The organism is Paenibacillus sp. FSL R10-2734, assembly GCF_037963865.1.
Taxonomy (GTDB): domain Bacteria; phylum Bacillota; class Bacilli; order Paenibacillales; family Paenibacillaceae; genus Paenibacillus_AQ.
The window spans coordinates 5,606,641-5,632,666 of the sequence record NZ_CP150170.1; the positions used below are offsets into that span (position 1 = coordinate 5,606,641).

Consider the following 26,026-nt stretch of genomic DNA (forward strand, 5'->3'; position numbering starts at 1 on the left):
CCCAAATAGGAGTACCGCCATAAGATTTTTTCCTGCTGATTCAAGCCTAGGGTGAACTTACATACTAATTTTTTTCTGTCTTACAAGTTTTCTTGAAACCAACAGAACGGCAATAAGTACACCAAGTCCGATAATAATATTTGCAGCGATCAGCCAGTATTTCCATAAAGGCAAGACAGATACAATTTTAGAAGTTACAGAGATTCCGTTCATAGCATTACTATTAATGATTGAATAGAGAATAGAGTGAGTCGATTCTCTGATGTTGCTTACTGTACTAGCTGTTAACTGGTCCTTAGAAAGATTCCATAGATTAGCATCCGTATTCAACCAGAGATTAGTACCTGCTTCTTGACCTTCCAGAATATCTTGGTAGGAGAAGATTGGGAAAGACGCCTGATCGGTGATTACAAACCCTTTAAATCCCCACTCGTTACGAAGTGTTTCCGTCATAAGTCCTTTATGACCACCCGACCAACGAGCGCCAAGTCTATTCATACTCGCCATCGCACCAAGTGCATTTCCTTCACGAACCGTTGTTTCAAAAGGCTGTAGATAGAGTTCACGAGTAGACTGCTCATTCGCAAACATAGCGCCGCCCATACGATTTGTTTCCTGCTCATTTAAAGCAAAATGCTTCATAGTTACAAATGCACCCTTGGATTGAACACCTGCAACTTCACTTGCTCCCATTTTGCCTGATAGGAAGCTGTCTTCAGAGAAATATTCAAAGTTTCTTCCTCCAAATGCGGTACGATGCATGTTAATACCTGGCGCATACCAGCCTGCTACTTTATTGCTAAGACTATCTTCACCGATTAGCTCACCCATTTCGCGAATCAGATCAACATTCCATGTAGAAGCCATAACAACTTCTGCTGGATAGGCCACAGCCGATGTATTACCACCAACAAGCGTACTGGAAATCCCAGCAGGACCATCCTTATCAATCGTTGCAGGTAGGTTGATTGATGGGATAGGCAATGTTGCATATCCTCCCATTCGAACTAGCTCAGTCATTTCATCAATCGTTAACTGATCAAGCAGCACATCCCAAAGCTTATCGTCATAATCTTTTCCAATAAACATGGCAGCACTTAATTTCCCATATTCCTCACTGATCTTCCCTGTTACAGGCATGACAGCATCAGGATTTTCTGTGTGAGAAATTTCAAGGTCTGCAAGTAGCTCCTTAGGTGCAGTCATAGAACCCTCTGCATATGTAGTTGGCCATGTTCCAGTCCAGTCATTTCTTGAAAGGTATTCAAATGATGGATCATATTTTTTAATATCTACATCAGCAAATTGATTTGTAATTTCATTTCCTGTTGCTGCGGATACTTTATACGTAGTAGAATCCAGCTTGTCGACTGTGAAATCTTTAACCATAGCTACATTACCGTCATAGTCCATACCATCTGTTGTTTTCTTACCCTTTGCTGCAAGGATGTTATTCAACGCATCATGTGCGTTTCTGCCTGCCGCAAAATAATAGGTTCCCGCATCAACAATGTATGTGCCATAACCGTTTGCATCGTAGGTTTTCATTTCTTCTTTATCAATCTCAATATTGACTGTTTCTGACTTACCAGGCTCAAGCAATGAGGTTTTTTCAAATCCTACGAGCTCTACTGAAGCCTTTTCAATTTTGTTTTCTTTGTCATATTCTGTATAAGGAGACTGCATGTTAATCTGAACAACATCCTTACCTGCAACAGAACCTGTGTTTGTAACTTTCAAGGAGACCTCGTATTTGTCATCCTTTTCTTTTACGCTGTAATCAGACCATTCAAAAGTCGTATAAGATAGACCATATCCAAATGGGAACTGGACTTGATTGCTGTAATCGTAATTTGTTGTACTTTCATTACCAAGAACAACATCTTCATATCTGGTTTCATAATAGCGATTACCAACATAAATACCTTCAGAGTAAACCATAAAGGCGTTACCCATCACTACTTTGCTGTTTGCAATATTGTATTTACCGAAGTTCTTCATCGCTGGGGCGCTAAACACATCATAAGCATACGTATCTACTAATTTACCGGATGGGTTGACATTACCGTTTAGAACTTCAGCAATACCATCAGCACCATGCGGTCCTATAGCACCTACAACAATAGCTGCATCAATGCCATATTCCTCTAAGAAGCCTGATTCTAAAGTATTAGAGGAGTTTATTAATACGATGACCTTATCAAAGTTTTCATTAGCTAGCTTCAACAAGTCTTTTTCATTCTGATCAATTTCAAGATAATGAGATCCTGTAGGTAGTACTTCGGTTGTTAAATCCGTGCTTTCATTACCGGAACGGCCAATTACTACTACAGCAGCATCATTGTAATCTGCGAGGCTTTTAATAACATCAGCTTTATAAGCACTCTGTGGGACTTCATTCACGGCAAAAGGCCCTTCACCATAAAGGTCTGGAATTTGTTTTCTGTAAGAAGATCCGTCACCCGACTTATAGAAATCCCAAAGTGTTTTATTGATTTCAAACCCTGATTTTGTAAGCGAGGTCAATAAATTTCCGGATTCACTTGTATCAACTGATCCCGAAACACCAGCTCCGTAAACAAGATCAACAGAGTTTTGACCGAGCAAACTGATTTTCGTTCCAGATTTTAGCGGCAGAGCATTATTATCATTTTTTAGTAGCACAATACCTTCTTCGACGATTTCCTGACTAAGCTGTTCGCCCTTTGTCTTTGCTTCATCTGCGGAATTAAATGCGCTCTTATAATATTCAGTGTCCACTTCTTTATCATCTTCAGAAGCTACGATTTTGTCAGTGGAATGACCTAAATAGATCGAGATAATCTGAGAATACTTATCTGCATAAAAGTTACCTACGATAAGGCCTATTATTAATAAAATACTTACTACGAATGTGCTAATAGCGGCCGTTTTTGATATTTTCTTCATGTTTATGCCCCTTTCTTTCGCTGCCCTCATCATACTTTATTCTCTCTAAGTTAATTCACGATTCATTTGAATGAACATTACATTTATTATTGTGCTTTCACTTAAGCCTCCCTTAGTTTCCTCGCTTAAGGATTCACGCTTCACGAAAATTGCGCTTTCATTATAGCTTTTCATTGTTTTGTGAAACCCTTTATATTTTACACTTTAACAAACTAGGTACATTATTCGCCATCAACCAATAGTTAGGGGGCATAAACCAGAAGTTTACCTCATAAAAAAGCCATCTTGATCGTCGTATTGACATCAAAATGGCTTGTTCTCATGGATATATTCTTTTACGTAACTTAAGAATAGTGAAACGGCTCTAGACTGAATATCTCTTTTTCTGCTGACTAAATAAATATTCTGGGGAATTTTTTCCACAAGTCTTATAATTTTCAAATTCTCATTCTTGTAGAATTCTTCAATAAGATCTACTGAAATGGCTACGTATCCATTCTCTTCACATAGGATATGTGCATTTGTAATATTGCTAAACTCATGAATAATATGAGGTGTAAACCCATGCTCTAGGCACTTATCAATAAGGCTGTGCTCTTTCCCTTTTTCCACAGACTTTACGACTAGCTGTTCATTTTCTAAGTCCAGGATTGAGATTTCATCTTTTTGTGCTAGCATATGGTTTTTTGAAACCACTGCCACGACTTCACCTGGTTGAATCAACTCATAGACCACATTGTCTATTTCCTGCTCTCCCAATACGATGCCGACATCAAATTCTTCTTGAAAGATCCTGCCGAGCGGATACTCATCCGGAAACTCTCTTAGCTTCATTTGAAATTCCGGATACATAGCAGTAAACCTAAACAACATGTCCGGAGGCACTGTAGATGTGGTGGAGAAAGTAGCCAATACACTTAATGTGCTCTTTCCCCCGCTCATAATGCCTATTTCTTTTTTAATATCATCCATAAGATAACAGATATGTTTAGCCCGTGCATATAATAGTTCTCCGCATTCAGTAGCTTCCATTCCTTGCGGAGCCCTGAAGAACAATTCTGCTTCTAGATCCAGCTCGAGCGTCTTTATAGTCTTACTTAATCCTTGTGGAGTAATGAACAAGTCCTTGGCAGCAGAAGTTAAACTCTTCTTTTCGTAGACCTTGATGAAGCATTCCAATGCGTCTTTATTCATATTTTTTTCCTACTACCTATTCCGATTGGTTTCACACTGTTGTGATTTCTTAACATCTTTCTTCTTTCTTTCAACACATGAATTAAGCCCTTAAAGAAATGACCATTTGCTATCATCAAAATCCCATCCAGCATCGGCATATTCACAACGCCGCCTGTCATTCTTGCAATACCCCTGAATGGCATATGATAAAAAGACATCATAATTAGGTTAGCTGTGTCTCTTTTTCCTATTTTCCTGAAAAAACGATGTGCAAATACAATAGCATGGTAGGCTAGTCTTGCAAATCCTCCCTTTGCATACTGGCACTGCGCAATCGTATCGTTGTACCCAAGTGGTTGTGTCCGGTCCCATGTCGGAACAGGTACTTTATATCCTATCAAACTTTCAAATTCCTCTAACCCGACATCGTTTACTCTACCAGAATAATACGATGGAAGCTTATGTTTATCATATGGAATGGGTGCTCCTGTACCCTCAACAAACATCGTAGCTGTCAATCTAATATCGGCACTCGATGCTCCAATAATAATATCATACTCTGCTGCTTCTATCTCCCATTTATTTGTCTTCACATTAAAATAACGGAAGGTCTTTTCGTCAAATGGAATCATTACCGTCTTCGTTTCACCTGCATTTATAAATATCTTAGTAAATCCTTTTAATTCCTTATTAGGTCTGAAAATTTCATTGGACTTACATCCAATATAAAGCTGTGGAATTTCCATTCCGGCAACTCTTCCAGCATTGGTTAACTTGAAGGTTACTCCATACTTGGAAACCTCGATGTCTGAGTATTCAAAGGTTGTATAGCTTAGTCCAAAGCCAAACGGGAATTGCACACCGATATTCGCAGTATCGTAATACCGATAACCAATAAATATCCCTTCCCTATACTCTACACTGACCTCTTTACCTGAAAAATGGAGAAGAGAGGGTGTATCCACATATTGTAGGGGATAGGTTTCTGCCAATTTTCCCGAAGGATTTACATCCCCAGATAATACCCGAAGGATTGATCTTGCCCCTGCCTGTCCGCCTAAATATCCGTGTAACAGTCCTTTTACTTTATCAAGCCACGGCATTTCTACTGCGGAGCCGCAAGAAAGAATCGCCACAATATTCGGATTCACTTTATACAAGGCGTCTAATAATTCAATTTGATTCTCGGGGATTCTCATGCTTTGCCTATCAAGTCCTTCAGCTTCAGTAACCTCATCCAGACCAATATACAGCAGAACGACGTCTGCCTTTTCAGCCAGAGTGCATGCATTATTAATTTTTTCTATATTTTTCTTTCCGTAACGTTCAAAACCCGACTCAAATCCAATGCTGATAATACCCGATTCTTCAAAACAATTTAAAGTATGATCCAAAATGGTAGGATTCACTATAGATGATCCTGCCCCCTGGTAACGTGCGTCTTTGGCAAAATCTCCGATTACGGCAACTTTTTTACCAAATTTAAGTGGCAGTATATTTCCTTCGTTTTTTAGAAGAACAATGGACTCTTCCGCAGCTTTCTGTGCTACTCTGTGATGCCTCTCTACATCAAACTCTACATGGAGCTTCTTGTAAGCTTCCTCTGTTGTGAAAATAAGCTCAAGAAGTCTGTCCACAGATTCATCCAGTACTTCCTCTTTGATCTTCCCGTTATGAATGGCTTGTATTATTTCTTGATCCGTCTCTCCTGCAGTTGTTGGCATTTCCAGCTCATTCCCGGCGAGTAAGCCAGCTACACGATCATTACTGCCGCCCCAATCGGTGACAACAACTCCGCCATAATCCCATTCACCTCGTAGAATATCTTGCATCAAATGCATATTCTCATTGGTGTAAGTTCCATTTAACTTATTGTAGGAAGTCATTACCGTCTTGGTCTTACCTTCCTTCACTGCAATTTCAAATGCAGTCAGGTAGATTTCCCTGAGCGTTCTTTCATCGACGATAGTATCAATAGCCATCCGTCTTTCTTCCTGATTGTTCACAGCAAAGTGCTTCACACAGGCTGAAATTCCATGCGATTGAACACCTCTGATATAACCCGCTGCCATTTTACCGGCAAGATATGGATCTTCGCTAAAATACTCGAAGTTTCTTCCACACAAAGGGTTTCTCTTCATGTTAACACCAGGCCCTAGGAGAACATTAACTTTCTGAGCAACAGCTTCTTCGCCGAGATATTCTCCAATTTTCTCTCCCAGTTCTACATTCCAGCTATTCGCTACGGTCGCAGCCGTTGGAAAGCATGTTGCCGGAATACCTTCATTAAGTCCCACCTTATCTGAAGCTACCGCCTGCTTTCTAATCCCATGAGGTCCATCAGCAAGAAACATGCTGCTAATCCCAAGACGATCAATATTTTGCGTAGTCCAGAAATCTTTGCCTGACATTAAGGATGCTTTCTCTTCTAAAGTCATTTTTTCAATTAAATCTTTATATTTCATTTTAATTTCCTCTTTTTATAATTTAAGCGGTACCCCAAAAGAAGTACCGCTGAAACACTTAAAAATATATTATTATTGTACAAAAAATAATCATATAAATCTATCGGTATAAGTATAAACGCTTTCGGCGTCCTTGGAAGTAGAGTTACAAGCTGAGTACATCCGTAATTGCATACTCGTATCCTATACACTTTCGTAGTGAGGTTCCGCTTACGGACCGTATTGCACTTATTCCCTAATAACAAGCCCATTCCCGGGTGATTCAGGGCGGATAACGGCGCTGGCTAGTTTACGTCACCGGCGGCACATTGTATTCGGTTTTTCGCATACATTTGGCTCGTTTACGTTTCCGGCGGCACATTGTGTTCGGTTTTTCGCATACATTCGGTTCGTTTACGTTACCTCCGGCACATTGTATTCGGTTTTTCGCATACATTCGGCTCGTTTACATTACCAGCGGCACATTGTGTTCGGTTTTTCGCATACATTTGGCTCGTTTACGTTACCAGCGGCACATTGTATTCGGTTTTTCGCATACATTTGGCTCGTTTACGTTACTGCTGGCACATTGTATTCGGTTTTCCACATACATTTGGCTCGTTTACGTTACCGGCGGCACATTGTATTCGGTTTTTCGCATACATTTGGCTCGTTTACGTTACCGGCGGCACATTGTGTTCGATTTTTCGCATACATTTGGTTCGTTTACGTTACCGGCGGCACATTGTATTCGGTTTTTCGCATACATTTGTCCGTAAGCTCGACTAAAACATGCATTTCCGAGGATAAGGTCCGCTCGGTCCGTTATACCTCCCAAAGAGGCGTGTACTTATTAAAACAAGGCTCCCCATGGCCACAAGTTGAATAGGCCCATCCCTTGAATTCGTTTCACATTTCTACGCAGTCTCGAAATTTTATAAATTCTATTATAGCAAGCATAAACGCCTTCGGCGTCCTTATTAGGATTTAAAAAAAGAGAAGGTCCTTAAGCCATTTTCACGGCCTTTGGGACCCTCCCCTTACATCCTATTCAATCTACACAGATAATGATCTGGCAGATCTAACTTATAGGTGATTAATAATTTCGTCTGCAAATGCGGAGCATTTCAGCTCTGTTGCACCTTCCATCAGACGAGCAAAGTCGTAAGTCACGGTCTTATTGTTAATAGCAGTTTCCATACCTTTATAAATCAGGTCCGCTGCTTCCTGCCAGCCCAAGTGCTCCAAGAGCATTACGCCGGACAGAATTACAGAACCAGGATTCACAACGTCTTTGTCTGCATATTTAGGAGCTGTACCATGGGTAGCTTCAAAGATAGCGTGGCCAGTAATGTAGTTAATGTTCGCTCCAGGAGCGATGCCAATGCCGCCGATTTGTGCAGCAAGTGCGTCGGACAGGTAATCCCCGTTCAGGTTCAACGTAGCAATAACATCGAAATCAGTTGGACGAGTCAGAACTTGTTGCAGCGCGATATCTGCAATAGCATCCTTGATAATGATTTTGCCAGCAGCTTCAGCATCCTTCTGAGCAGCATTAGCAGCAGCCTCACCATCACGTTCCTTAATCACATCATATTGACTCCAAGTGAAGACCTTATCTCCAAACTCTTGCTCAGCCACTTCATAACCCCAGTTTTTGAAGGCACCTTCAGTGAACTTCATGATGTTGCCTTTGTGAACCAGCGTTACGCTCTTACGTCCGTGCTTGATCGCATATTCAATTGCAGCGCGCACCAATCGTTTCGAACCTTCGGAGGATACCGGTTTGATTCCAATACCAGAAGTTTCAGGGAAACGGATTTTGTTAACACCCATCTCTTTTTGCAGGAATTCGATTACTTTCTTCACTTCAGCAGAGCCTTCTTGATATTCAATCCCTGCATAAATATCCTCCGTATTCTCACGGAAAATAACCATATCCACCAGCTCAGGACGCTTAACAGGAGAAGGAACACCTTCAAAATAACGAACTGGACGCAGACATACGTACAAATCCAATTCTTGACGCAAGGCTACATTCAATGAACGAATACCGCCTCCGATTGGAGTTGTAAGCGGGCCCTTGATAGCCACAAAGTATTCGCGGATTGCTTCCAACGTATCATTTGGCAGCCATTCACCATATGTATTGAAGGCTTTCTCGCCAGCAAATACTTCGTACCAAGCGATTTGCTTAGTGCCGCCATAGGCTTTAGATACTGCTGCATCAAGTACGCGCTTGGAAGCTTTCCAAATATCACGGCCTGTACCGTCACCCTCGATAAAAGGGATGATTGGATTATTCGGAACTTGTAGCTTTCCTTCTTTAATTGTGATTTGTTCGCCTTCTGTAGGTAGATCGAATTTTTCTAGTTTCAACATTTGAGTGTATTCCTCCTAAAATTTTGTGTGAATAAGTATCATTAACAAGCATCGAATAAAACTCTCATCGTAATTAAAAACCAAAAATTTAAAACACAATCGCTACGGTTCATTCTACTAAACTTTAGGAGCAGCCTGCAAGACTGCTCTATCTTTCGTCTACTGGAACGTATTTCTGTTCAATCATGCCTGTGTATTCTGCACGTGGACGAATAATGCGGTTATCTGTATATTGCTCCAGAATATGCGCGGTCCAGCCTGAAGTCCGGCTGATCGCAAAAATCGGAGTAAATAGCTCCCGTTCAATGCCAAGCTGCGTATAAACAGAAGCCGAATAGAAATCAACATTGGGTCTAAGTCCCTTTTGCCCCGTAATCATTTGTTCAATGTTAACGGACATGTCGTATAGGGTAGTGTCATTTTTCATAGTGCCCAGCTCTTGTGACATCTTCATCAAATGCTTTGCACGTGGATCACCATTCTTATATACTCGATGACCGAAGCCCATGATTTTCTCACGGTTATCCAGTTTTTTACGGATAAACGGTTCAACCGCTTCCAAGCTTCCAATCTCTTCTAGCATCTTCATAACGGCTTCATTCGCTCCACCGTGAAGTGGGCCTTTGAGCGCGCCAATTGCGGAGGTAACTCCAGAATAAATATCAGATAATGTCGCAACTGTAACCCGGCCTGCAAAAGTGGAAGCATTTAGCTCATGGTCCGCATGCAGAACAAGTGCGGTATCAAGCGCTTTGACAGAGACGCTGTCCGGCTCTTTTCCCCACAGCATATACAGGAAGTTCTCTGCAATAGAAACGCCTTCTTTCGGAGCCACAGGTTCCAGCCCTTTGCGAATACGCGACAGTGCTGCCACAATTGTTGGGAGTTGTGCCTGCAGTTTTACGGCCTTAATCTCGTTCGCTTCTCTGCTCATGTCGTCAGCTGCTTCATCATAGAGAGCAAGGCTTGATACAGCCGACCGTAACGCTGCCATGGTGTTGGCGTCTTTTGGATAGAGCTTCATTTGCTCAATTACCTGCTCAGGAATTGGTGCAAAAGCACTGAGATCCCGCTTGAGCGCTTCCAATTCTGGCGCCGTCGGCAGATTACCGAACCACAACAAATAAGCTGTTTCTTCGAAGGTAGCATGTTCTGCAAGCTCATCAATATCATAACCGCGGTAAGTGAGTACACCATCCACAATAGAGCTAATGGATGAAGTTGTTGCAACGATACCTTCCAAGCCTTTGGTAGCTGTCATAGCATATCTCTCCTTTGCCAACAAGGTATAAAACAATGTTCGTTTCATGAAAACATTTCCAATTTAAAGCATTAAAAAATCTAATAAGTGCGTTTAAGGACATCACCGTCAGGAGTGCTGCGTCGCTTCCATACTTCGTATCTTTATTCATCATACTGGATTTTGTCGGTTATGTGAACAATATGGAAGCTTTGCAGCGCATCAAATGATTTTATCAGAGAGATAGAAAAAAACTTCTAAACCCCTGATTCACTGTTGTTATTTCAGTTTAGAGATTCCAGCCCATTTTGATATTTATCCTGCATCCTAGTCTTTAAATAGGTTCTATGAATATATATGAAGACGAGCTTTTATTCCCCTGTATTTGCAGGAATGAAGAAGGTGTGGTCTCGATATGGATCGTTTGGTATTAAAAAGAATACTGCGCGGCCTGTGGGTCGTTCTGGCTACTTCCATCCTCCTGCTGGCAATCTACCTATTGCTTCCGCTGTTATACCCTCTGCTGCTCGCTTGGCTGCTCGCATATATCATGCATCCATTAGTACTTATTCTTAAAGGCCTCAAGCTACCAAGCTGGCTGGCAGTGTCGCTCTCTCTGCTATTTTACATAGGAGGAACCACACTAGTCCTGACCGCGATGATTACAAGACTCGTGAAAGAATTGATCGTTCTGCTACAGACCTTTAATCTCCACACCGACCAATGGAGGGATCTCCTGCTGTCCTGGAGCCAGAATGTAAGCATTCAGAATATCATCAATCAGATTAATCAATTCTACCGAGATAATCCTGACTATCATGCTACGATTGACAGCAATATCAGCAGAACAACGGAAACTGTTGGTTACGCAGTCACGCAAGTGGTCACAGGTTTTTTTAATGTAATATTGAAATTGATCTCCGCTCTTCCTAGTCTGGGTACGATTCTTATCGTGGTTGTCCTTGCTGCCTTTTTCATTAGTACGAGCTGGGAGCGTAATAATGATAAACTTACAGGCTGGCTGCCTACAGCATTCCTAAAGCCTGTGTCAGATATCTGGAGGGATTTACGCAGAGCACTCTTCGGTTATCTTCGCGCCCAGATTATCCTGATCTCCATCACAGCGATCATTGTCGTGATTGGTCTGCTGCTGCTCGGTGTGAAGTCTGCATTCGCTATCGGCTTAATGATTGGCTTTGTGGATCTGCTGCCTTATCTCGGTGTTGGAATTGTGATGCTGCCCTGGGCGCTTTACTCTTATATGACGGACAATCTGGCACTGGGCATTGGACTATCCATACTCTATGCCGTTATCCTTATTACTCGTCAGGTGCTTGAGCCGAAGGTGCTCGCCAGCAGCATCGGACTTGATCCCCTTGCTATGTTGATTGGCATGTTCGCAGGTCTACAGTTGTTCGGTATGCTAGGGCTAATCATCGGCCCCGTTGTCCTAGTAGTCCTTGTTGCCTTCAACCGAGCCGGCGTATTCCGAGCTTTACACAGCTACATTGTTAGCGGCAGATTAAGATAGTCATCGATAATCATCGATTCGTCACATAGCAAACAGAGCGGGCCCTCCATCAATGACAGGGGTCCGCTCTGTTATTGTTTTTGAACAGGCTACTAACGACGGTAAAAGGTGAATGTGCCATTCTTCATCTTCTTCTCAATCCATTTCAGCAAAAATATACGGTACAAAGGCCGAGTCAATGGAAATACTAGCGTGAACCCGACAATATCGGTTACGAAACCCGGCAATATCAGCAGCAATCCTCCGAAAAAAATACATAAACCATCCAGCATCGTCCGACCAGGAACGCGGCCCTCCTGCATATGTGTTCTGCTGTCCTGCAGCACCTTCTTACCTTCGAATCGCATCATTAGTAGACCGATTACCGAAGTGGTCAGCATAAGCAGCAGCGTTTTGAATGCTCCAAGTTGATCTGCTACGTAGATAAAACCGAATAATTCCACAGCAGGAATAATAAATAGTCCAGCCCATAACCATTTGTTTCTAATCATACTGAACCTCCTTCTTCCCGCAGCGCCTCTTTTATTGCGTGAAAGAGCTCTGGAAGTGCTCTATCCAGCCTAGCAGGCCTCCATTCCCGGTTCACCCAAACATGACTTGTCGTGCCGGTAACCAGTAGCTCCCCAGGTGGATCCATCGACCGCAACTCCCCTTGAGTAGCCACTAAATCATCTGAATGTATACCTTCTTCTTCCGAAAGCCTCCGCACCTGATATTCAAATACGACTCTTAACGCTGAGAAGGTAGTCATTCGCGCATACACGGAGATAAGATCATCATATCGCGCCGGACTTTTAAATTGCAAATCTGCTGAAGTGACAGGAAGCAAGACGCCTTGTTTCTCAAGTTCACAATAAGTAAAGCCAACCTGACGAAACATCTCCGTACGACCAGACTCAAACCAGTTCAAATAGTTCGCATGATACACGACGCCCATCTGATCACTTTCCTGATATCGGACACGCAGAGTCGATTTATACCATCGGCTGGGCAAGCCAGCTCGCTCTAATTCCATCTAAAATACTCCTTTCGTTATAGCAGCAGGGAAGCGTTTAAGCCTGGGCCCCATCTGAAGGCGTCGATAATTTGCTCCGAGAGCTCCGAGCGACATATAACAGCAGCATCGCCCCAGCTATTGAGCTCAACATACAAGACAGGTTCATTACTCCTACTCCGCCTTGATTGAGTAAGAAACCATTCAGTAAATTACCGACAATGCCAGCAAAACCTGCGAACACCATATTAAATACACTTTGGCCAGTGGCCTGCATCTCGTTAGAAGTGATTTGAGATACATATTCGACCGCAGCAATATAAAAGAACCCAAACGAAAGACCATGCAGCACCTGCACTCCGATCATTACCGATGGATGTGGAAAAGCAACCTGAATACCCCACCGCAATACATAAATAAGTGCCCCAAGGAACAAGGTGCGCTCACGCCCTATTCTCTTGATCACCTTAGAAGCAAACAACATGGAAGGCACATTCGTCACTGATGCGAGAAAGAGCGCAATCCCTGCATAGCGAGTAGAGCCTCCAACAGATTGAAAAGCGATTACAAAGTATGTACCAAAAGCAGCCATCGTCTGGTTCACAAGAAAGCTTCCACCCAAAAACGCCAGGAAGATTCGATTTCCCAGCAGTTGTCTTACCCCCTGAGTAAACGATTGTCTCATCATATGGTTCTCTTCCGCCTGCTTCGGCAATGTAAACGCAATTAGGACCGCAATCAGATTAAAAAAGAGAAAAGGCAGCCATATCGTGGATACAGAGAAGGTGGATACATACAATCCCCCTGCATACGCCCCCACAGCCGCCCCGATGCTCATCATAAGCCGGATGCTACCATAAGTGGCCCCGGCTCTATTCGCCGCTGAAATCGCGTAAGAATCGGCTATAGGAGCCTGTGTAGAGGAGAAGATCGTTGAAGCGGTATACACCATAAGTAATACTATAAAATATTCTGAACGGTAAAAGACCGCTAACAAGGCCGGTACCGCCACACTTAGGATTAGTACTAAACGCGTCTGATTATACCGATCAGAGATAATTCCCCATATTGGCTGAATCGTGATCGCGATAAGCGTGCCTGTTGCCATTAGTATACCTATCTGACCACTATTAAGTCCATTGTGGACAAGCAGCAGCGAAAGATAGGAGCCAAATGAACCGCCGGCCAATCCTAAAAAGAGATAAAAACCACGCAGCTTCAACAATTTTTCCATTTGTGCTATAAGTCCTCTCTAACTTCTTAATCAAGAAGAAATGACGTTTATATTTTTATATTTTAACAGAACACCCGTACTTCATATGTAATCATCGCATTTAATATAGCAGTACTATAAAGGCGGTGGACAAGTTGAACATAAAACATAATCCTCTTATCGTAAATCATCGCTGTCTAACAGACAAATCTAATGCGAGTAATAGACAGAGCTCTGTCTTCGGCTGGTCTTCGAAGAACTGGAGTGGCTACACGATTACTGGTAGAAAAGGAGCCTTCAACCGCATTTCCGGCGAATGGATCGTCCCATACGTAAAACCAACCCATAAATCCACCTATTCCTCCGCATGGATTGGCATCGATGGATTCAAGAACAGCGATCTTATCCAGACGGGAACAGGTCATGAATTCGTAAATGGGATTGCCCGTTATTACGCCTGGTGGGAAATACTACCGGATAATGAAACCGTAATCCCTCTTTCAGTACACCCAGGAGACCATATGAAGGGTACGATCACGAAAATAAGCCACACGAAGTGGTCTATCACACTCCGAAACTTAAGCCGAAATTGGACCTTCCGAACGCTCCAGCGATATACCGGTCCACAAACCTCCGCCGAATGGATTATGGAGGCACCTGAGGTCGATGGTTCCATCACAAAGCTGGCACGCGTCTGTACTACCTACTTTTCCTGCTGCCGCATCAATGGAAAACGACCTAAGCTAACTCTTTCTAAGGGCGGTATCATGGTCCAGAATAACATCACCGTTGCTGTTCCTTCCTGTCCAAGCTATCGAGGGGACTCTTTTAACATCAAACGAATATATTAACAGCATAATTGGATTTAGTGTAATCTTCAATCGAATATGTAGATGAACAGAAAAAAGAGCTGCCTCATTTGTAGAATTTCACTACGTTCGAGACAGCTCTTTTATTTAAAATATAAGCGTTTTTGCTTAGCTAAGTAAAAACTACGAATCAAGCAAAGTCAGCCGAGTACTACTCGATTGTGCTTACTTTTACCAAGTTAGTGGAACCGGAACGTCCAAGTGGAATTCCTGCAGTAATCACAACGAGGTCGCCAGTTTGAACCAAACCGGAATCCTTACCACCTTTGATTGCTGTTTCCAGCAATTCATCTGTGGAAGTAGCTACTTTACCGAATACTGGCGTTACGCCCCAAACGAGGGACAATTGACGCATAGTTCTTTCTTGTGTCGTAACCGCAATGATTGGTGCTTTAGGACGGTATTTGGAAACAACGCGTGCAGTATGACCTGTAACAGTCGAAGAAAGAATAGCCTTAGCGTTCAGATCCAAAGCGGAAATCGCAACGGATTGGCTGATAGCTTCTGTAACTGTTGTCTCTTGTGCAGTTTGTTGTTTCGAGAAAATTTCACGGTGGTCCAAAGCGGATTCCGCTTTCTCAGCAATGCGGGACATTGTGAGTACGGACTCAACTGGATATTTACCAGCAGCAGTCTCACCGGAAAGCATGATCGCATCTGTTCCGTCGAAAATAGCGTTTGCTACGTCACTTGCTTCAGCGCGAGTAGGACGTGGGTTACGTTGCATGGAATCCAGCATTTGTGTAGCTGTGATTACTGGTTTGCCAGCAACGTTACATTTTTGAATCATCAATTTTTGAGCCAAAGGTACATCTTCAGCTGGAATTTCAACACCAAGGTCACCACGAGCAACCATCAGGCCGTCAGAAGCTTCTAAAATTTCATCAAGGTTGTCAACACCTTGTTGGTTTTCGATTTTGGAAATGATATGGATGTGAGAAGCATTGTTTTTCGCAAGCAGCTCACGAATTTCCTGAACGTCGCTAGCTTTGCGAACGAAGGAAGCGGCGATAAAATCGATGTCCTGTTCGATACCAAAAAGAATATCGTTGGTGTCTTTTTCCGTAATACCCGGCAAGGAGATGTTTACTCCTGGTACGTTAACGCCTTTTTTGCTCTTGATCGTACCACCGTTTACAATACGGGTCTTGATTTCTGTACCTTGAATGTCGACAACTGTCAAACCAATCAGACCGTCATCAATAAGGATGGTGGATCCTACTTGAACATCATTAGGAAGCTCGCTGTACGTGATGGAAATACGTTCTTGGGTGCCAAGGATTTCTTCCGTGGTTAGTGTCAGGTACTCGTCCTGAACTAGTTCAATCGGTTCTACTTCCAACTTGCCTGTGCGAATCTCCGGTCCTTTTGTATCGAGCAGGATAGCAACCGTTTTGTTCAGTTCTTTAGATGCTTGACGGATCGTTTGGATCCGAGCACCATGCTCTTCAAAATCGCCGTGGGAGAAATTCAAACGGGCCACATTCATACCAGCCAAAATCAATTTTTTGATATTCTCCAACGATTCACTCGCAGGTCCGATCGTACATACAATTTTACTTTTCCGCATTAGGTTTTCCTCCGTTTTTTCGTTCTCTCTGTCTCACTTTTTCCAACTACAAAATCTACTACAAGGCTAACTAATTAAATAGGAACTTTGTCACATGTGCCTTTAACTACGCCCTTATGAATATTACTGCAACTTAGACACAAAATCAATGTTGTAGGCTCTTTTGCAGTAATTTGAGGTCGAATTATCTGCACGCACAAAAAAAATTAAAATAATCTCGGCAGTCAGTCGAGATTATTTTAATTCCAATAAAATGTATATTTTACACTAACTGCAATATGGTCCGCTAAGTATGATTATATGTCTTAAAGTGCAAATGAAAACGCACCTCTTACACTTCAGATTCTACTTCTTCTTCGAGAGAAATCTGCTCCTGCTGGGCTTCTGCAAACTCACCAATTTTACGGAATTTAAGATAACGATCTTCCCTCAATTCCGCACTATTCAGAGGAATTAGCTCCTGCAAATGACGCCATAACGCATCCTTAATTGCAGCTGCCGTAGCTTCGTAATCACGATGAGCGCCACCTTTTGGTTCAGGAACAATCTCTTCAATAACTTCCATTTCAAGCAGATCAGCTGCCGTTATTTTCATGGCTTCCGCCGCTTGATCAGCCTTCGAAGCATCCTTCCAGAGAATCGAAGCAGCACCGTTCGGGGATATTACGGAATAGATGGCATGCTCCAGCATAAGCACTCTATTACCAACTGCCAGTGCTAGTGCTCCACCACTTCCACCTTCTCCGATGACCACACAGATTACAGGGACACCAAACTGAGACATCTCACGTAAATTACTGGCGATCGCTTCGGATTGTCCTCTTTCCTCGGCTGTGTTGCCTGGATATGCACCTTTCGTATCCACAAAGGTTATGATGGGACGTTTGAACTTGTCCGCTTGCTGCATTAGACGTAGCGCTTTACGGAAACCCTCAGGGTGTGCACTGCCGAAAAAGCGTAAAATATTCTCTTTCGTATCTTTACCGCGCTGTTGACCAATAACCGTAACCGGGATGCCGTTCAGTTTGGCGATACCGCCTACAATAGCAAGATCATCTCCAAACATTCGATCACCGTGTAGCTCAATTAAATCTGTGAAGATCTGGTTCATAAGATCAAGGGAAGTCGGACGTCCTTGATGTCTGGCTAGATGCATTTTCTGGGAAGGAGAGATATTAGAATATACTTCCTCCTCAAGCACACGGTACCGTTCTTCCAGTCTTGCTACCTCGTCCGTAAAATCAATACCCTTCTCTTCGCCAAACTGCTTTAGCTCGGCAATTTTCTTACGCATTTCAACCAGAGGCATTTCAAAAGGCAACTCTCCTGCCAACCTAAAATCCCCCTTTCACATCATGCAATTCCAATATTTTGGTCAGTGTGGCGCGCATTTCTTTACGGTGCACAACCATATCAATCAAACCATGTTGCAGATTAAATTCAGCCGTCTGGAAATCATCCGGTAGCTTCTGGCGAATCGTCTGTTCAATGACTATACGTCCCGCGAAACCAAATACCGCCCCAGGCTCTGCAATAATAATATCGCCAAGACTAGCAAAACTCGCAGATACTCCGCCGGTAGTCGGATCCGTAATTATAGAAATATAAAGGCCGCCCGCTTCATTGAATCGCGCAAGCGCTGCACTGGTCTTCGCCATTTGCATAAGACTTATAATACTTTCCTGCATTCTGGCTCCGCCTGAGGTAGAAAAAATAAGGAGTGGAAGCTGTTGCTCCATAGCTTCTTCAATCGCTCGGGTAATCTTCTCACCTACTACAGATCCCATACTGCCCGAGAAAAATTCAAAATTCATCACAGCTACGATTACTGGATGTCCGCTAATAGATCCCTGTCCCGTAATCACGGCATCAGTTTGTCCCGATTTCAGCTGCTGTTGCTCCAATTTAGAAGCATAGCCTGGAAATTTCAGTGGATCTATAGAATACATTTCACTGTCAAACTCAATAAAGCCCTCTGGATCTAACGTCATAGCAATACGCTCAACAGCATTCAAGCGCAGATGATGACCACAAGTAGGACATACTTTTAGATTCTTTTCTAATTCCTTGCTATACTGGATCGTTCCACATTTGTTACATTTGCTCATTAATCCTTCAGGAATTTCCCGTTTGGGGCGTTCGCCTTCTGCAGACTCGCCGCTTCGCTCCAGACGTTCTGAAGGAATAGTCGCGTACTTCCGTTTCTTCTGAAATAAATCTTTGAACACACCCGCACCTCTTCAGCCGTTTATTTGCGTTATGCAGCTTGCCGCTGTCATGACTTTTCTCTTGTTAGAAATTCAGGGATGCAGAATAAGATTAAGGACTTCCTGTACTTCCTCCAGTTCACCCGAAGGAACCAATATCTCAAACTGCTGCTTGGACATATTGATTGGACGGCATTTTATTAAAAAACCTTCTTCAGTCAGCTTACTCTTAATCATATCCGCCACTTTGGCGGTTGGCGCGATATATATTACCGTCCACATGCCTTGCAAGGCCTCCCCAATCTTAATTCCCAGCCGTATCCCGTATAATGGAATTATGATAACACAGTTTTCTTTTTTCCCGCAACAGGAGTAGGGCAAAGGAAACAAGACTGAGGAACTCATTCAAATGAAATGAATCGGGTCAATTATTCCGTGTCCATGACTAGAGGATATACTTTTGCTCCTTCATGCCGATGAGCGATTCTAGCAGAAGCAGCTGCCGCGATACCCGCAACAAGGTCATCCAAGAACACGTGAATACTTCCCTTATCATCGTTCAATTCACCAATGATTCCAAGCTTTATTTTGTCCAAGTACCCAAATCCTGTCAGTCCGATCATCCCATAAACCCCTGTGATACCAAGTGCAAGAGTCTCGTCCGCTCCATAAAGTGATTCGTCCGCCTCCATAACTGCCTGGAGCGGCTGCGGAAGCAGTCTTTTCTCTGCCAGTTCATCCAGTGCGATCCCCGTCATTAACGTGTACTGCACTTCTCTTTTTCCCAAGACAGACTTCACACTGGAAAGGCATTCTTCCTTGGATAAACCGGGATAATAAACCGATTGTAAAATATATACGATTTCAGCGATGGAAGAAAGTGATACGCCTCTACGCTCCAACAGATCAACTGCCATTTGATAGGACATGATGTGATTCCCCTTTCCGCCCAGGGATTCGCCCTGTGGTTTCCTAATGTATGCGGAAAAGGATGGAATTGTTCTTATTTTATTCTTACAGTACCTGCCCCCAGCATAGACTCGATAGCCGCGAACAGCTCCTCTGTAGGCTTAATCCGATAGTTATCGCTAAGGGCCAGGAGCTTCTGATCCCGTTCGTAGAACAGAATCGTTGCTACTGGGCCAGAATGGTTCTGCAGCAGCTCCTTCAGGCGCGACAGCTGCGCAGCATTCTCGGCGGCCGGCGTGATCTTGATAAAGACACGCTGGCCTGAGGCCGGCGCTGTCGCCGCGGCCGGTGCAGGTGTTGCTGGCGCAGCAGCGCCGCCTGCAGGTCTCCCAGTGGGGCCAGTGGTGGCACCGCTGGCCCGCGAAGCAGGAGCTGCGCCGCGCGGCGGTGCTCCTGCTGAGGCCGAGCGTCCCGCGCTATACGAGCGGGACGCGGCGGCACTACGGCGCTGCAGCAGGCCGCGGATAGTCTCCGCGGATAACAGCGCCACTTCCTCGGCCAGCAGCTTGAAGCCTTCGTCCTCCTGCTGCACCTTGGCGCGCAAGGCCAGCAGCGCGCCCTTAGCAATCAAGCTGCGGCTTCGCTTCCACACCTCTGGGAAGAGCACGACCTCGCAGCGCTCGATCTGATCTTCCCATTCGATGAAGGCCATCGATTTCCCCTGCTTCGTCGTAATTTCCTTAACGGATACGACCATTCCGGCCGTAACCGTCTGGCTCTCATCCGCAGCTTCGCCAAGATCCATTAGCCGCTGCATCCCTGGCTCGTCCAGCAGCTCGGCGCTATCGTCGAGTGGATGACCGGAAAGATACAGACCCAGCAGCTCACGCTCCATCTCCAGCTGCTGTCCTACTGTGAACTTAGGGATATCCGGATACCGAATTTCCCAGTTCGGTGTCTCCACCAAATCGTCGAACAACTGGATTTGCAGCTCATCCCGCTCCTTGCGCCATTTCAGCGCAGCGTCAACGGTTTCGTCCAGCATAGCTAGCAGCTGGGCTCTATGACCCGGCAGACAGTCAAAAGCTCCTGCCTGCAGCAAAGACTCCACTACCCGCTTGTTGCAGATTCGCAGATCCACACGTCGACAGAAATCGAGCAGGCTGTCGAACGGCCGCTCCTTGCGGACCGCCATAATGTTCTCTACTGCAAGTGTGCCGACGTTCTTAATCGCTGCGAGCCCAAAGCGGATATGCCCTGTTCCTGTTCCTTCGCCCGGAACAGGAGTAAACAGCACGCCGCTCTCATTCACATCCGGCGGTAATACGCCGATGCCCGTGCGGCGGCAGTCTAGCACATATTCCGCCACCTTACGGTGGGTGCCCATCACTGCGGTCAACATTGATGCCATAAACTGCACCGGATAATGCGCCTTAAGATAGGCCGTCTGAAAAGCCAGCACTCCGTAAGCCGCCGCATGCGCACGAGGGAAGCCATAATCGGCAAATCGTACGATCATATCATAGACGGCGTTCGCATCCGTTTCGTTATACCCCTGCTGTAAGCTCCCCTGTACAAAATGGCCGCGTTCCTTATCTAGCGTCTCGCGTTTCTTCTTAGAGACCGCTCGGCGGAGCAGATCCGCTTCACCAAGCGAGAATCCAGCCATAAGCGAAGCAATCTGCATAATCTGTTCCTGATATACAATAATCCCATAGGTATCCGCTAAAATAGACTTCAAATCTGGATGAGGATACTCTACTTCAATCTCCCCGTGCTTGCCTGCTATATATTTCGGGATAAATTCCATCGGACCCGGGCGATACAGCGCTAGAACCGATACAATATCTTCAAAACCGTTAGGCTTAAGATCCTTAAGCACTCGTCTAACGCCCGCCGACTCCAGCTGGAAAACCCCTGTCGTCTCACCAGCACCTAGCATTTCATACGTGAGCGGATCATGATCTGGCACGGTACGGAAATCAGGAACACTGCCGCTCATTTCTTTTATTGAATTCATACAACGCTCAATAATAGACAAAGTACGCAAGCCCAGAAAATCCATCTTCAGCAGCCCAACACTTTCCAAATGCTCCATAGAGTATTGGGTTAACGCTGTACTCTCGTTGCCTTCCTGAAGCGGCACAGCATCGGTCAGTGGGCCTTTGGAAATGACAACCCCGGCAGCATGTGTCGAAGCATGGCGAGGCATACCTTCCACCTTCATTGCCATATCCAGCAAACCTTTGATCTTCGGGTTACTATCATACATCGCTTTAAGATCCGGTGTACTCTCCAGCGCTTTAGCAAGGCTGATCCCCAATTGTCCTGGGATAAGCTTGGCGGCTTTGTCTACCTCGTTATAAGGCAAATTCAGCACCCTGCCTACATCACGAACAGCAGCCCTTGCTGCCATTGTTCCAAACGTAATAATCTGTGCCACATGCTCTTTTCCGTATTTCTCCACCACATAAGCGATAACCTCGTCACGACGCTCATCACTAAAATCGATATCAATATCTGGCATCGTGATCCGTTCTGGATTTAAGAAACGTTCAAAGAGCAAATTATACTTAAGCGGATCCACATCGGTTATTCGTAGTGAATACGCAGTGAGACTCCCCGCGGAGGAACCCCGGCCTGGTCCAGTAGCAATTCCCTGTCGATGACAATAGGCGATAAAATCCCACACAATCAGAAAATAATCGCTAAACCCCATATTCTCGATAACACCAAGCTCATAGGCAAGACGCTTCTCAGCGGTCTCTTTTTGCTCAGCCGACGCCCACAGCGGTGTGTCTATATAACGATCTTCGAGCCCTTTATAGCACAACTCTCGCAAATAAACAGCGGAGTCCTTACCTTCTGGAATAGGTGAATAAGCAGGTAGAATATGTTGACCGAAGGTAAGCTCCAAATTACATTTTTCTGCGATCAATAGCGTGTTACTGATAGCTTCAGGCACATGCGGAAACAACGCCGCCATCTGATCACTGCTTTTTAAGAATAGCTGATCTGTTCCGATCTTGAGGCGCTCCTCATCATCCACGGTTTTACCTGTTCCAATACAGATCAGAACATCCTGTACCTCAGCATCTTCTTTAGCTAAATAATGGACGTCATTGGTAGCTACAAGTGGGATCTCACAAGCCTTAGCAAGCGCAATCAGCTTCGGATTTACTCTCTTTTGCTCGGAAATTCCGTGATCTTGAAGCTCCAAGTAGAAGTCCTCGCCAAAAATCTCCTTATATCGCAGCGCAGCCTTGCGCGCCTCATCGTCTCTTCCATGCAACAAATGCTGCGGCACTTCGCCGCCTAGACAAGCACTAAGGCATATAATCCCCTCGGAATGAGCGGCCAGAACCTCCATATCAATGCGAGGTTTATAGTGATGGCCTTCCAGATGGCCGATAGAGATCAGCTTCATCAGGTTCTTGTAGCCGGTTTCATTCTTGACGAGCAGAATCAGGTGATAAATCGGTTGATCTTTACGACTGCCACGCTCACGGCGAGAGCCCGCGGTTAAATAAGCTTCACAGCCAATAATCGGCTTGATTCCATTCTCTTTACACGCTTTATAAAAGGGGATCGCCCCGTACATCACTCCATGATCCGTAAGCGCCAGCGACTTCATGCCGTATTCGCCGGCCCGGCGCACGAGATCGGTAATGCGCGCCGCCCCGTCCAGTAAACTGTATTCGCTGTGCACATGCAAATGCACGAAAGGGCTCATCATCCCACTTCCTTTCTACTACAAAAATCAAACATAAGATGAAACTATTTTATCATATTAAAGGGGGACCCGCCCATAGAATGGATTAAGAGCACATGGACAGGCAACATTTATAGATGCCTTGTCCGGGAAGGGGCCTTTATGAGCATTTTTATGAGCAAAGCCATCCTTGATTTCTTTATCGCCTTTGGCATCGTAATCGGCGGAGCTATGCTCGGCGGAATCGGCGCCGTAGTATCCCTCCAACCGCCGACGCAAACGATGCTGGATGTGTCAGACCGGATAAAAATATGGGCACTAGCCGCCGCTGTAGGTGGGACTATGGATCCTCTGCGTGTCATTGAAAGCAACATGATTGGAGGCAATCTCTCCCCTGCCATCAAACAAATCATGTATATTGCCTTCGCTTTTCTCGGAGCCCATATGGGCAGTGAGCTAGTAAAATGGGTATGCGGCAGGGGGTAAGCCAGTGAGAGTTCCACCTTTCAGTCGTTTTCGTAGATTCACCCAAATCTCAGCCATATTCGTACTCGGAATCGTCGTGGGAGCCGTCATATACAATGCTATTTTCCATGTTGGGTATAATGTGTTGTGGCTGCAAAATCAAGACTTACGCGTAGACATTGAGCAATATCAAGAAGATATTAAAACGCTCAAAAAATACAATAATACATCTACCGTAATCAGAGAGATCAAAATTCGATCGGAGGAAAGTAAAGCCCAAGAAGGCTCAACCCCAGTTGACCCCGTAACTTTAAAATTAATACTTAGTGAAATACGCTCAGATCTGGAGCCAATGCGCGGACGTAGCATGTTCGACATTGATACAGACAGCAAGCTAGTTAGGCTTCTATTAGATGGAAAGCTATACATTGTGCGAGAAAAGGAGTATTCCGTCAAAATCCGTACAATGCTCGTCATGGAAGGCGTTCTGCAAATCTGGGTAGAAATCAGTCCTTTTAAGCGCAACTGACAACAATCGTGTGATACAATAATGGACAGACAAAAGTGGAAATTACTTCAAGGCTTTTGCACGACAAGATAAAGGAGCTGGCTGTCCATGGTTTTATTTATCAAATACTTATTGTTTGTCCTGCTGGTGATCTTTGTAATCGGTGCCGCTGTGTTCAGCTTATCCTCTCGCCGTGCCTTAAACCCCCAAGATAAAGGTCTAAAACGCTCCGTCATGAATGTGATGCTGGGCGCAATGCTCGTCACGCTCTCTCTGATTTCCATGTTTCTGTTTCGCGGCTCCACCGTTAATATTATTATTGAAGCTGCCTTTCTTCTGATCGGTGTGTTCAACATCTTCTCAGGACTACGTAGCTATAGTTATTACAGTCGTAGCCGCAGCCAGAAGGATCATCAGTCTAAAGCCTAAACTAAGGCCTGGATAGTTATCAAGAATAAAATAGACTGCCCTCACTATTATCGTTGAGGGCAGTCTATTTAGCATATTTAGGATTCGTTATATTTTAGCCGTGATCAATGGATTGCAGCATTAGGACTGCTTTCGCTACCAGGGTATCCGAATAGCTGATCTCTATTTCAAGCTTACATGTACGACGACTAATCTCGAGCAGTTTCGGCATTACAATAATCGCGTGTTCGATCTGTACCGGCCGAATAAAATAGGTGGACATATTATCTAATACATAGTCGTTTCCTGTAATATCCTTAGCTGCCTTAAACGCAGAGAGCGTCATTAGTGTAGACAATATACCTTCAGAAATGGTACCAAGGTCTGTAGCCATCTGGGGCGTAATAAAGCCATGAAAAAACAATCGTCCCTCTTCATCCCGCTCATCCGCAAAACCGTTCCAGATGAGATGGTCGAAGGTCTCTCCTAGCTGTGGTGTGTTACGTACATCACGCAGACTTTGCAGCACTTCTTTACGAGTTAGGGAGCCAACCAATTTGCGGTTACGATCTACAATGGGTAGGAAATCGACGCCTTCCCACATCATAATCTGCGCGGCTGAGGCTAGTGAGGTATGCAGTGCAGCGGTAACCGGACTCCGAACCATTGCTTTTTCAATACTTTGCCCCTCCGCCAGGTCCTCCACTTCGCGTCGGCCGATAATACCAATCACTCGGTTCCATTCATCCGTAACGGGAAAACGTTGCTCTCCAGTTTCCTCTGAAATCTGCCGCAGCTCACCAACGGTGCTTGAAATTTTCAACGTATTCAGTCGTGGTTTGCTGTCGACAATATCCTCTACTAGCATAATTTTTTTCTTAATTAATCTATCAAAAATCGCGCGATTAATCATTGAAGCCACTGTAAATGTGTCATGTCTTGATGAAATTATGGGGAGGTCCAGCTCGTCCGCTAACGCCTTAACTTCACGGCTCGTCCCGAAGCCACCTGTAACCAGAACTCCGGCACCCTGCTCCAACGCCAAGGAGTGAACATCATCGCGGTTACCCACAATGAGCAAACTGTCTGCGTCTATATATCGAATCATCGCGTCGACCTTCATCGCCCCGATTACATATTTATGTAGATGTTTACTCAGTCCGCTAGCCCCGCCGAGAACATGACCCTCCACAATATCAACCACGTCACCAAACGTCAGCTGTTCAGAAATGTTACGAGGCTTCTTTTCGACACGTACTGTACCAATCCGTTCCTTCGTAATGACGATCCCAAGATTCTCAGCTTCCTTAACTGCACGATATGCAGTCCCCTCACTGACCAGCATTTCTTTTGCAAGCTTACGAACAGATATTTTAGACCCTACCTTAAGACTTTCAATATGCTGCAGCAGTTGCTCGTGTTTAGTAATTGCATCGCCTTGACCTTCCAACTGTTACACCCCCGTACTCC

The 26,026-nt window shown here is 44.5% G+C and carries 20 protein-coding genes; 5 read left to right on the plus strand and 15 right to left on the minus strand.

Translation table 11 applies throughout. The features are described from left to right. Positions 1-57: 57 nt before the first annotated feature. From NSS67_RS24470 to NSS67_RS24490, 5 genes are all read right to left on the minus strand, one after another. On the minus strand, positions 58-2,928 hold the full coding sequence (locus NSS67_RS24470; RefSeq protein WP_339316262.1) for a glycoside hydrolase family 3 N-terminal domain-containing protein: 2,871 nt from the start codon (positions 2,926-2,928) through the stop codon (positions 58-60). A gap of 303 nt (positions 2,929-3,231) precedes the next feature. Then, positions 3,232-4,122 carry a LysR family transcriptional regulator gene (locus NSS67_RS24475; RefSeq protein ID WP_339316264.1) on the minus strand — a complete coding sequence of 297 codons (891 nt, stop codon included), beginning with the start codon at positions 4,120-4,122 and terminating at the stop codon, positions 3,232-3,234. Further along, positions 4,119-6,569: a glycoside hydrolase family 3 C-terminal domain-containing protein gene (locus tag NSS67_RS24480; protein ID WP_339316266.1), complete on the minus strand. Its 2,451-nt coding sequence runs from the start codon at positions 6,567-6,569 to the stop codon at positions 4,119-4,121. Before NSS67_RS24480 ends, NSS67_RS24475 begins: the two co-directional genes overlap by 4 nt. Positions 6,570-7,634: 1,065 nt before the next feature. Then, positions 7,635-8,930: an NADP-dependent isocitrate dehydrogenase gene (gene icd, locus NSS67_RS24485; RefSeq protein WP_339316267.1), complete on the minus strand. Its 1,296-nt coding sequence runs from the start codon at positions 8,928-8,930 to the stop codon at positions 7,635-7,637. A 148-nt stretch (positions 8,931-9,078) separates the two neighbouring features. After that, entirely contained in the window at positions 9,079-10,191 is a 1,113-nt protein-coding gene (locus NSS67_RS24490) for a citrate/2-methylcitrate synthase (protein WP_339316268.1), read from the minus strand. Between the two features lie 394 nt (positions 10,192-10,585). Between NSS67_RS24490 and ytvI the strand changes: the two genes are divergently transcribed. After that, the gene (ytvI, locus tag NSS67_RS24495) at positions 10,586-11,701 is read left to right on the plus strand and encodes a sporulation integral membrane protein YtvI (protein WP_339316270.1); all 1,116 of its coding nucleotides are present in this window, start codon (positions 10,586-10,588) and stop codon (positions 11,699-11,701) included. A gap of 92 nt (positions 11,702-11,793) precedes the next feature. Here ytvI and NSS67_RS24500 read toward each other — a convergent pair whose 3' ends face one another. Genes NSS67_RS24500 through NSS67_RS24510 form a run of 3 tightly spaced genes read right to left on the minus strand, consistent with a single transcriptional unit; the run spans position 11,794 to position 13,929 of the window. Continuing rightward, positions 11,794-12,192 (minus strand): FxsA family protein, encoded by a 399-nt coding sequence (locus tag NSS67_RS24500; RefSeq protein ID WP_339316272.1) that lies wholly within the window; start codon positions 12,190-12,192, stop codon positions 11,794-11,796. After that, positions 12,189-12,716, minus strand: coding sequence for a thioesterase family protein (locus NSS67_RS24505; RefSeq protein ID WP_339316274.1), 528 nt, complete (start codon positions 12,714-12,716; stop codon positions 12,189-12,191). Before NSS67_RS24505 ends, NSS67_RS24500 begins: the two co-directional genes overlap by 4 nt. A 37-nt stretch (positions 12,717-12,753) precedes the next feature. Next, positions 12,754-13,929: an MFS transporter gene (locus tag NSS67_RS24510; protein WP_339316275.1), complete on the minus strand. Its 1,176-nt coding sequence runs from the start codon at positions 13,927-13,929 to the stop codon at positions 12,754-12,756. A gap of 134 nt (positions 13,930-14,063) precedes the next feature. On the opposite strand from NSS67_RS24510, the gene NSS67_RS24515 reads away from it, so the two are divergent. Then, a complete protein-coding gene (locus tag NSS67_RS24515; RefSeq protein ID WP_339316276.1) occupies positions 14,064-14,759 on the plus strand; it encodes a G1 family glutamic endopeptidase in 696 nt (231 codons plus the stop codon). Between the two features lie 169 nt (positions 14,760-14,928). Here NSS67_RS24515 and pyk read toward each other — a convergent pair whose 3' ends face one another. From pyk to NSS67_RS24545, 6 genes are all read right to left on the minus strand, one after another. Further along, positions 14,929-16,347, minus strand: a complete 1,419-nt coding sequence (gene pyk, locus NSS67_RS24520; protein WP_339316277.1) for a pyruvate kinase — start codon at positions 16,345-16,347, stop codon at positions 14,929-14,931. Positions 16,348-16,678: 331 nt separating this feature from the next. After that, a complete protein-coding gene (locus NSS67_RS24525; protein WP_339316278.1) occupies positions 16,679-17,680 on the minus strand; it encodes an acetyl-CoA carboxylase carboxyltransferase subunit alpha in 1,002 nt (333 codons plus the stop codon). A 1-nt stretch (position 17,681) separates the two neighbouring features. Next, positions 17,682-18,575, minus strand: a complete 894-nt coding sequence (gene accD, locus NSS67_RS24530; protein WP_339316280.1) for an acetyl-CoA carboxylase, carboxyltransferase subunit beta — start codon at positions 18,573-18,575, stop codon at positions 17,682-17,684. 72 nt (positions 18,576-18,647) lie between these two features. Further along, on the minus strand, positions 18,648-18,836 hold the full coding sequence (locus NSS67_RS24535; RefSeq protein WP_313641472.1) for a glutamate decarboxylase: 189 nt from the start codon (positions 18,834-18,836) through the stop codon (positions 18,648-18,650). A gap of 146 nt (positions 18,837-18,982) precedes the next feature. Beyond that, complete coding sequence (locus tag NSS67_RS24540; RefSeq protein ID WP_339316282.1) at positions 18,983-19,483, minus strand: phosphatidylglycerophosphatase A; 501 nt, start codon at positions 19,481-19,483, stop codon at positions 18,983-18,985. A gap of 74 nt (positions 19,484-19,557) precedes the next feature. Beyond that, on the minus strand, positions 19,558-23,196 hold the full coding sequence (locus tag NSS67_RS24545; protein WP_339320695.1) for a DNA polymerase III subunit alpha: 3,639 nt from the start codon (positions 23,194-23,196) through the stop codon (positions 19,558-19,560). A gap of 141 nt (positions 23,197-23,337) precedes the next feature. Here NSS67_RS24545 and NSS67_RS24550 point away from each other — a divergent pair, with 141 nt between their 5' ends. The 3 genes from NSS67_RS24550 to NSS67_RS24560 all read left to right on the plus strand — a co-directional run bounded on the left by NSS67_RS24550 (position 23,338) and on the right by NSS67_RS24560 (position 24,577). Next, positions 23,338-23,661 carry a YtrH family sporulation protein gene (locus NSS67_RS24550; RefSeq protein ID WP_339316283.1) on the plus strand — a complete coding sequence of 108 codons (324 nt, stop codon included), beginning with the start codon at positions 23,338-23,340 and terminating at the stop codon, positions 23,659-23,661. Positions 23,662-23,665: 4 nt separating this feature from the next. Beyond that, positions 23,666-24,169: a hypothetical protein gene (locus tag NSS67_RS24555; protein WP_339316284.1), complete on the plus strand. Its 504-nt coding sequence runs from the start codon at positions 23,666-23,668 to the stop codon at positions 24,167-24,169. Between the two features lie 87 nt (positions 24,170-24,256). After that, positions 24,257-24,577, plus strand: a complete 321-nt coding sequence (locus NSS67_RS24560; protein WP_339316285.1) for a YtpI family protein — start codon at positions 24,257-24,259, stop codon at positions 24,575-24,577. A 94-nt stretch (positions 24,578-24,671) separates the two neighbouring features. On the opposite strand, the gene NSS67_RS24565 is transcribed toward NSS67_RS24560, so the two are convergent. Beyond that, positions 24,672-26,006 (minus strand): DRTGG domain-containing protein, encoded by a 1,335-nt coding sequence (locus NSS67_RS24565; RefSeq protein WP_339316287.1) that lies wholly within the window; start codon positions 26,004-26,006, stop codon positions 24,672-24,674. Between the last annotated feature and the right edge of the window lie 20 nt (positions 26,007-26,026).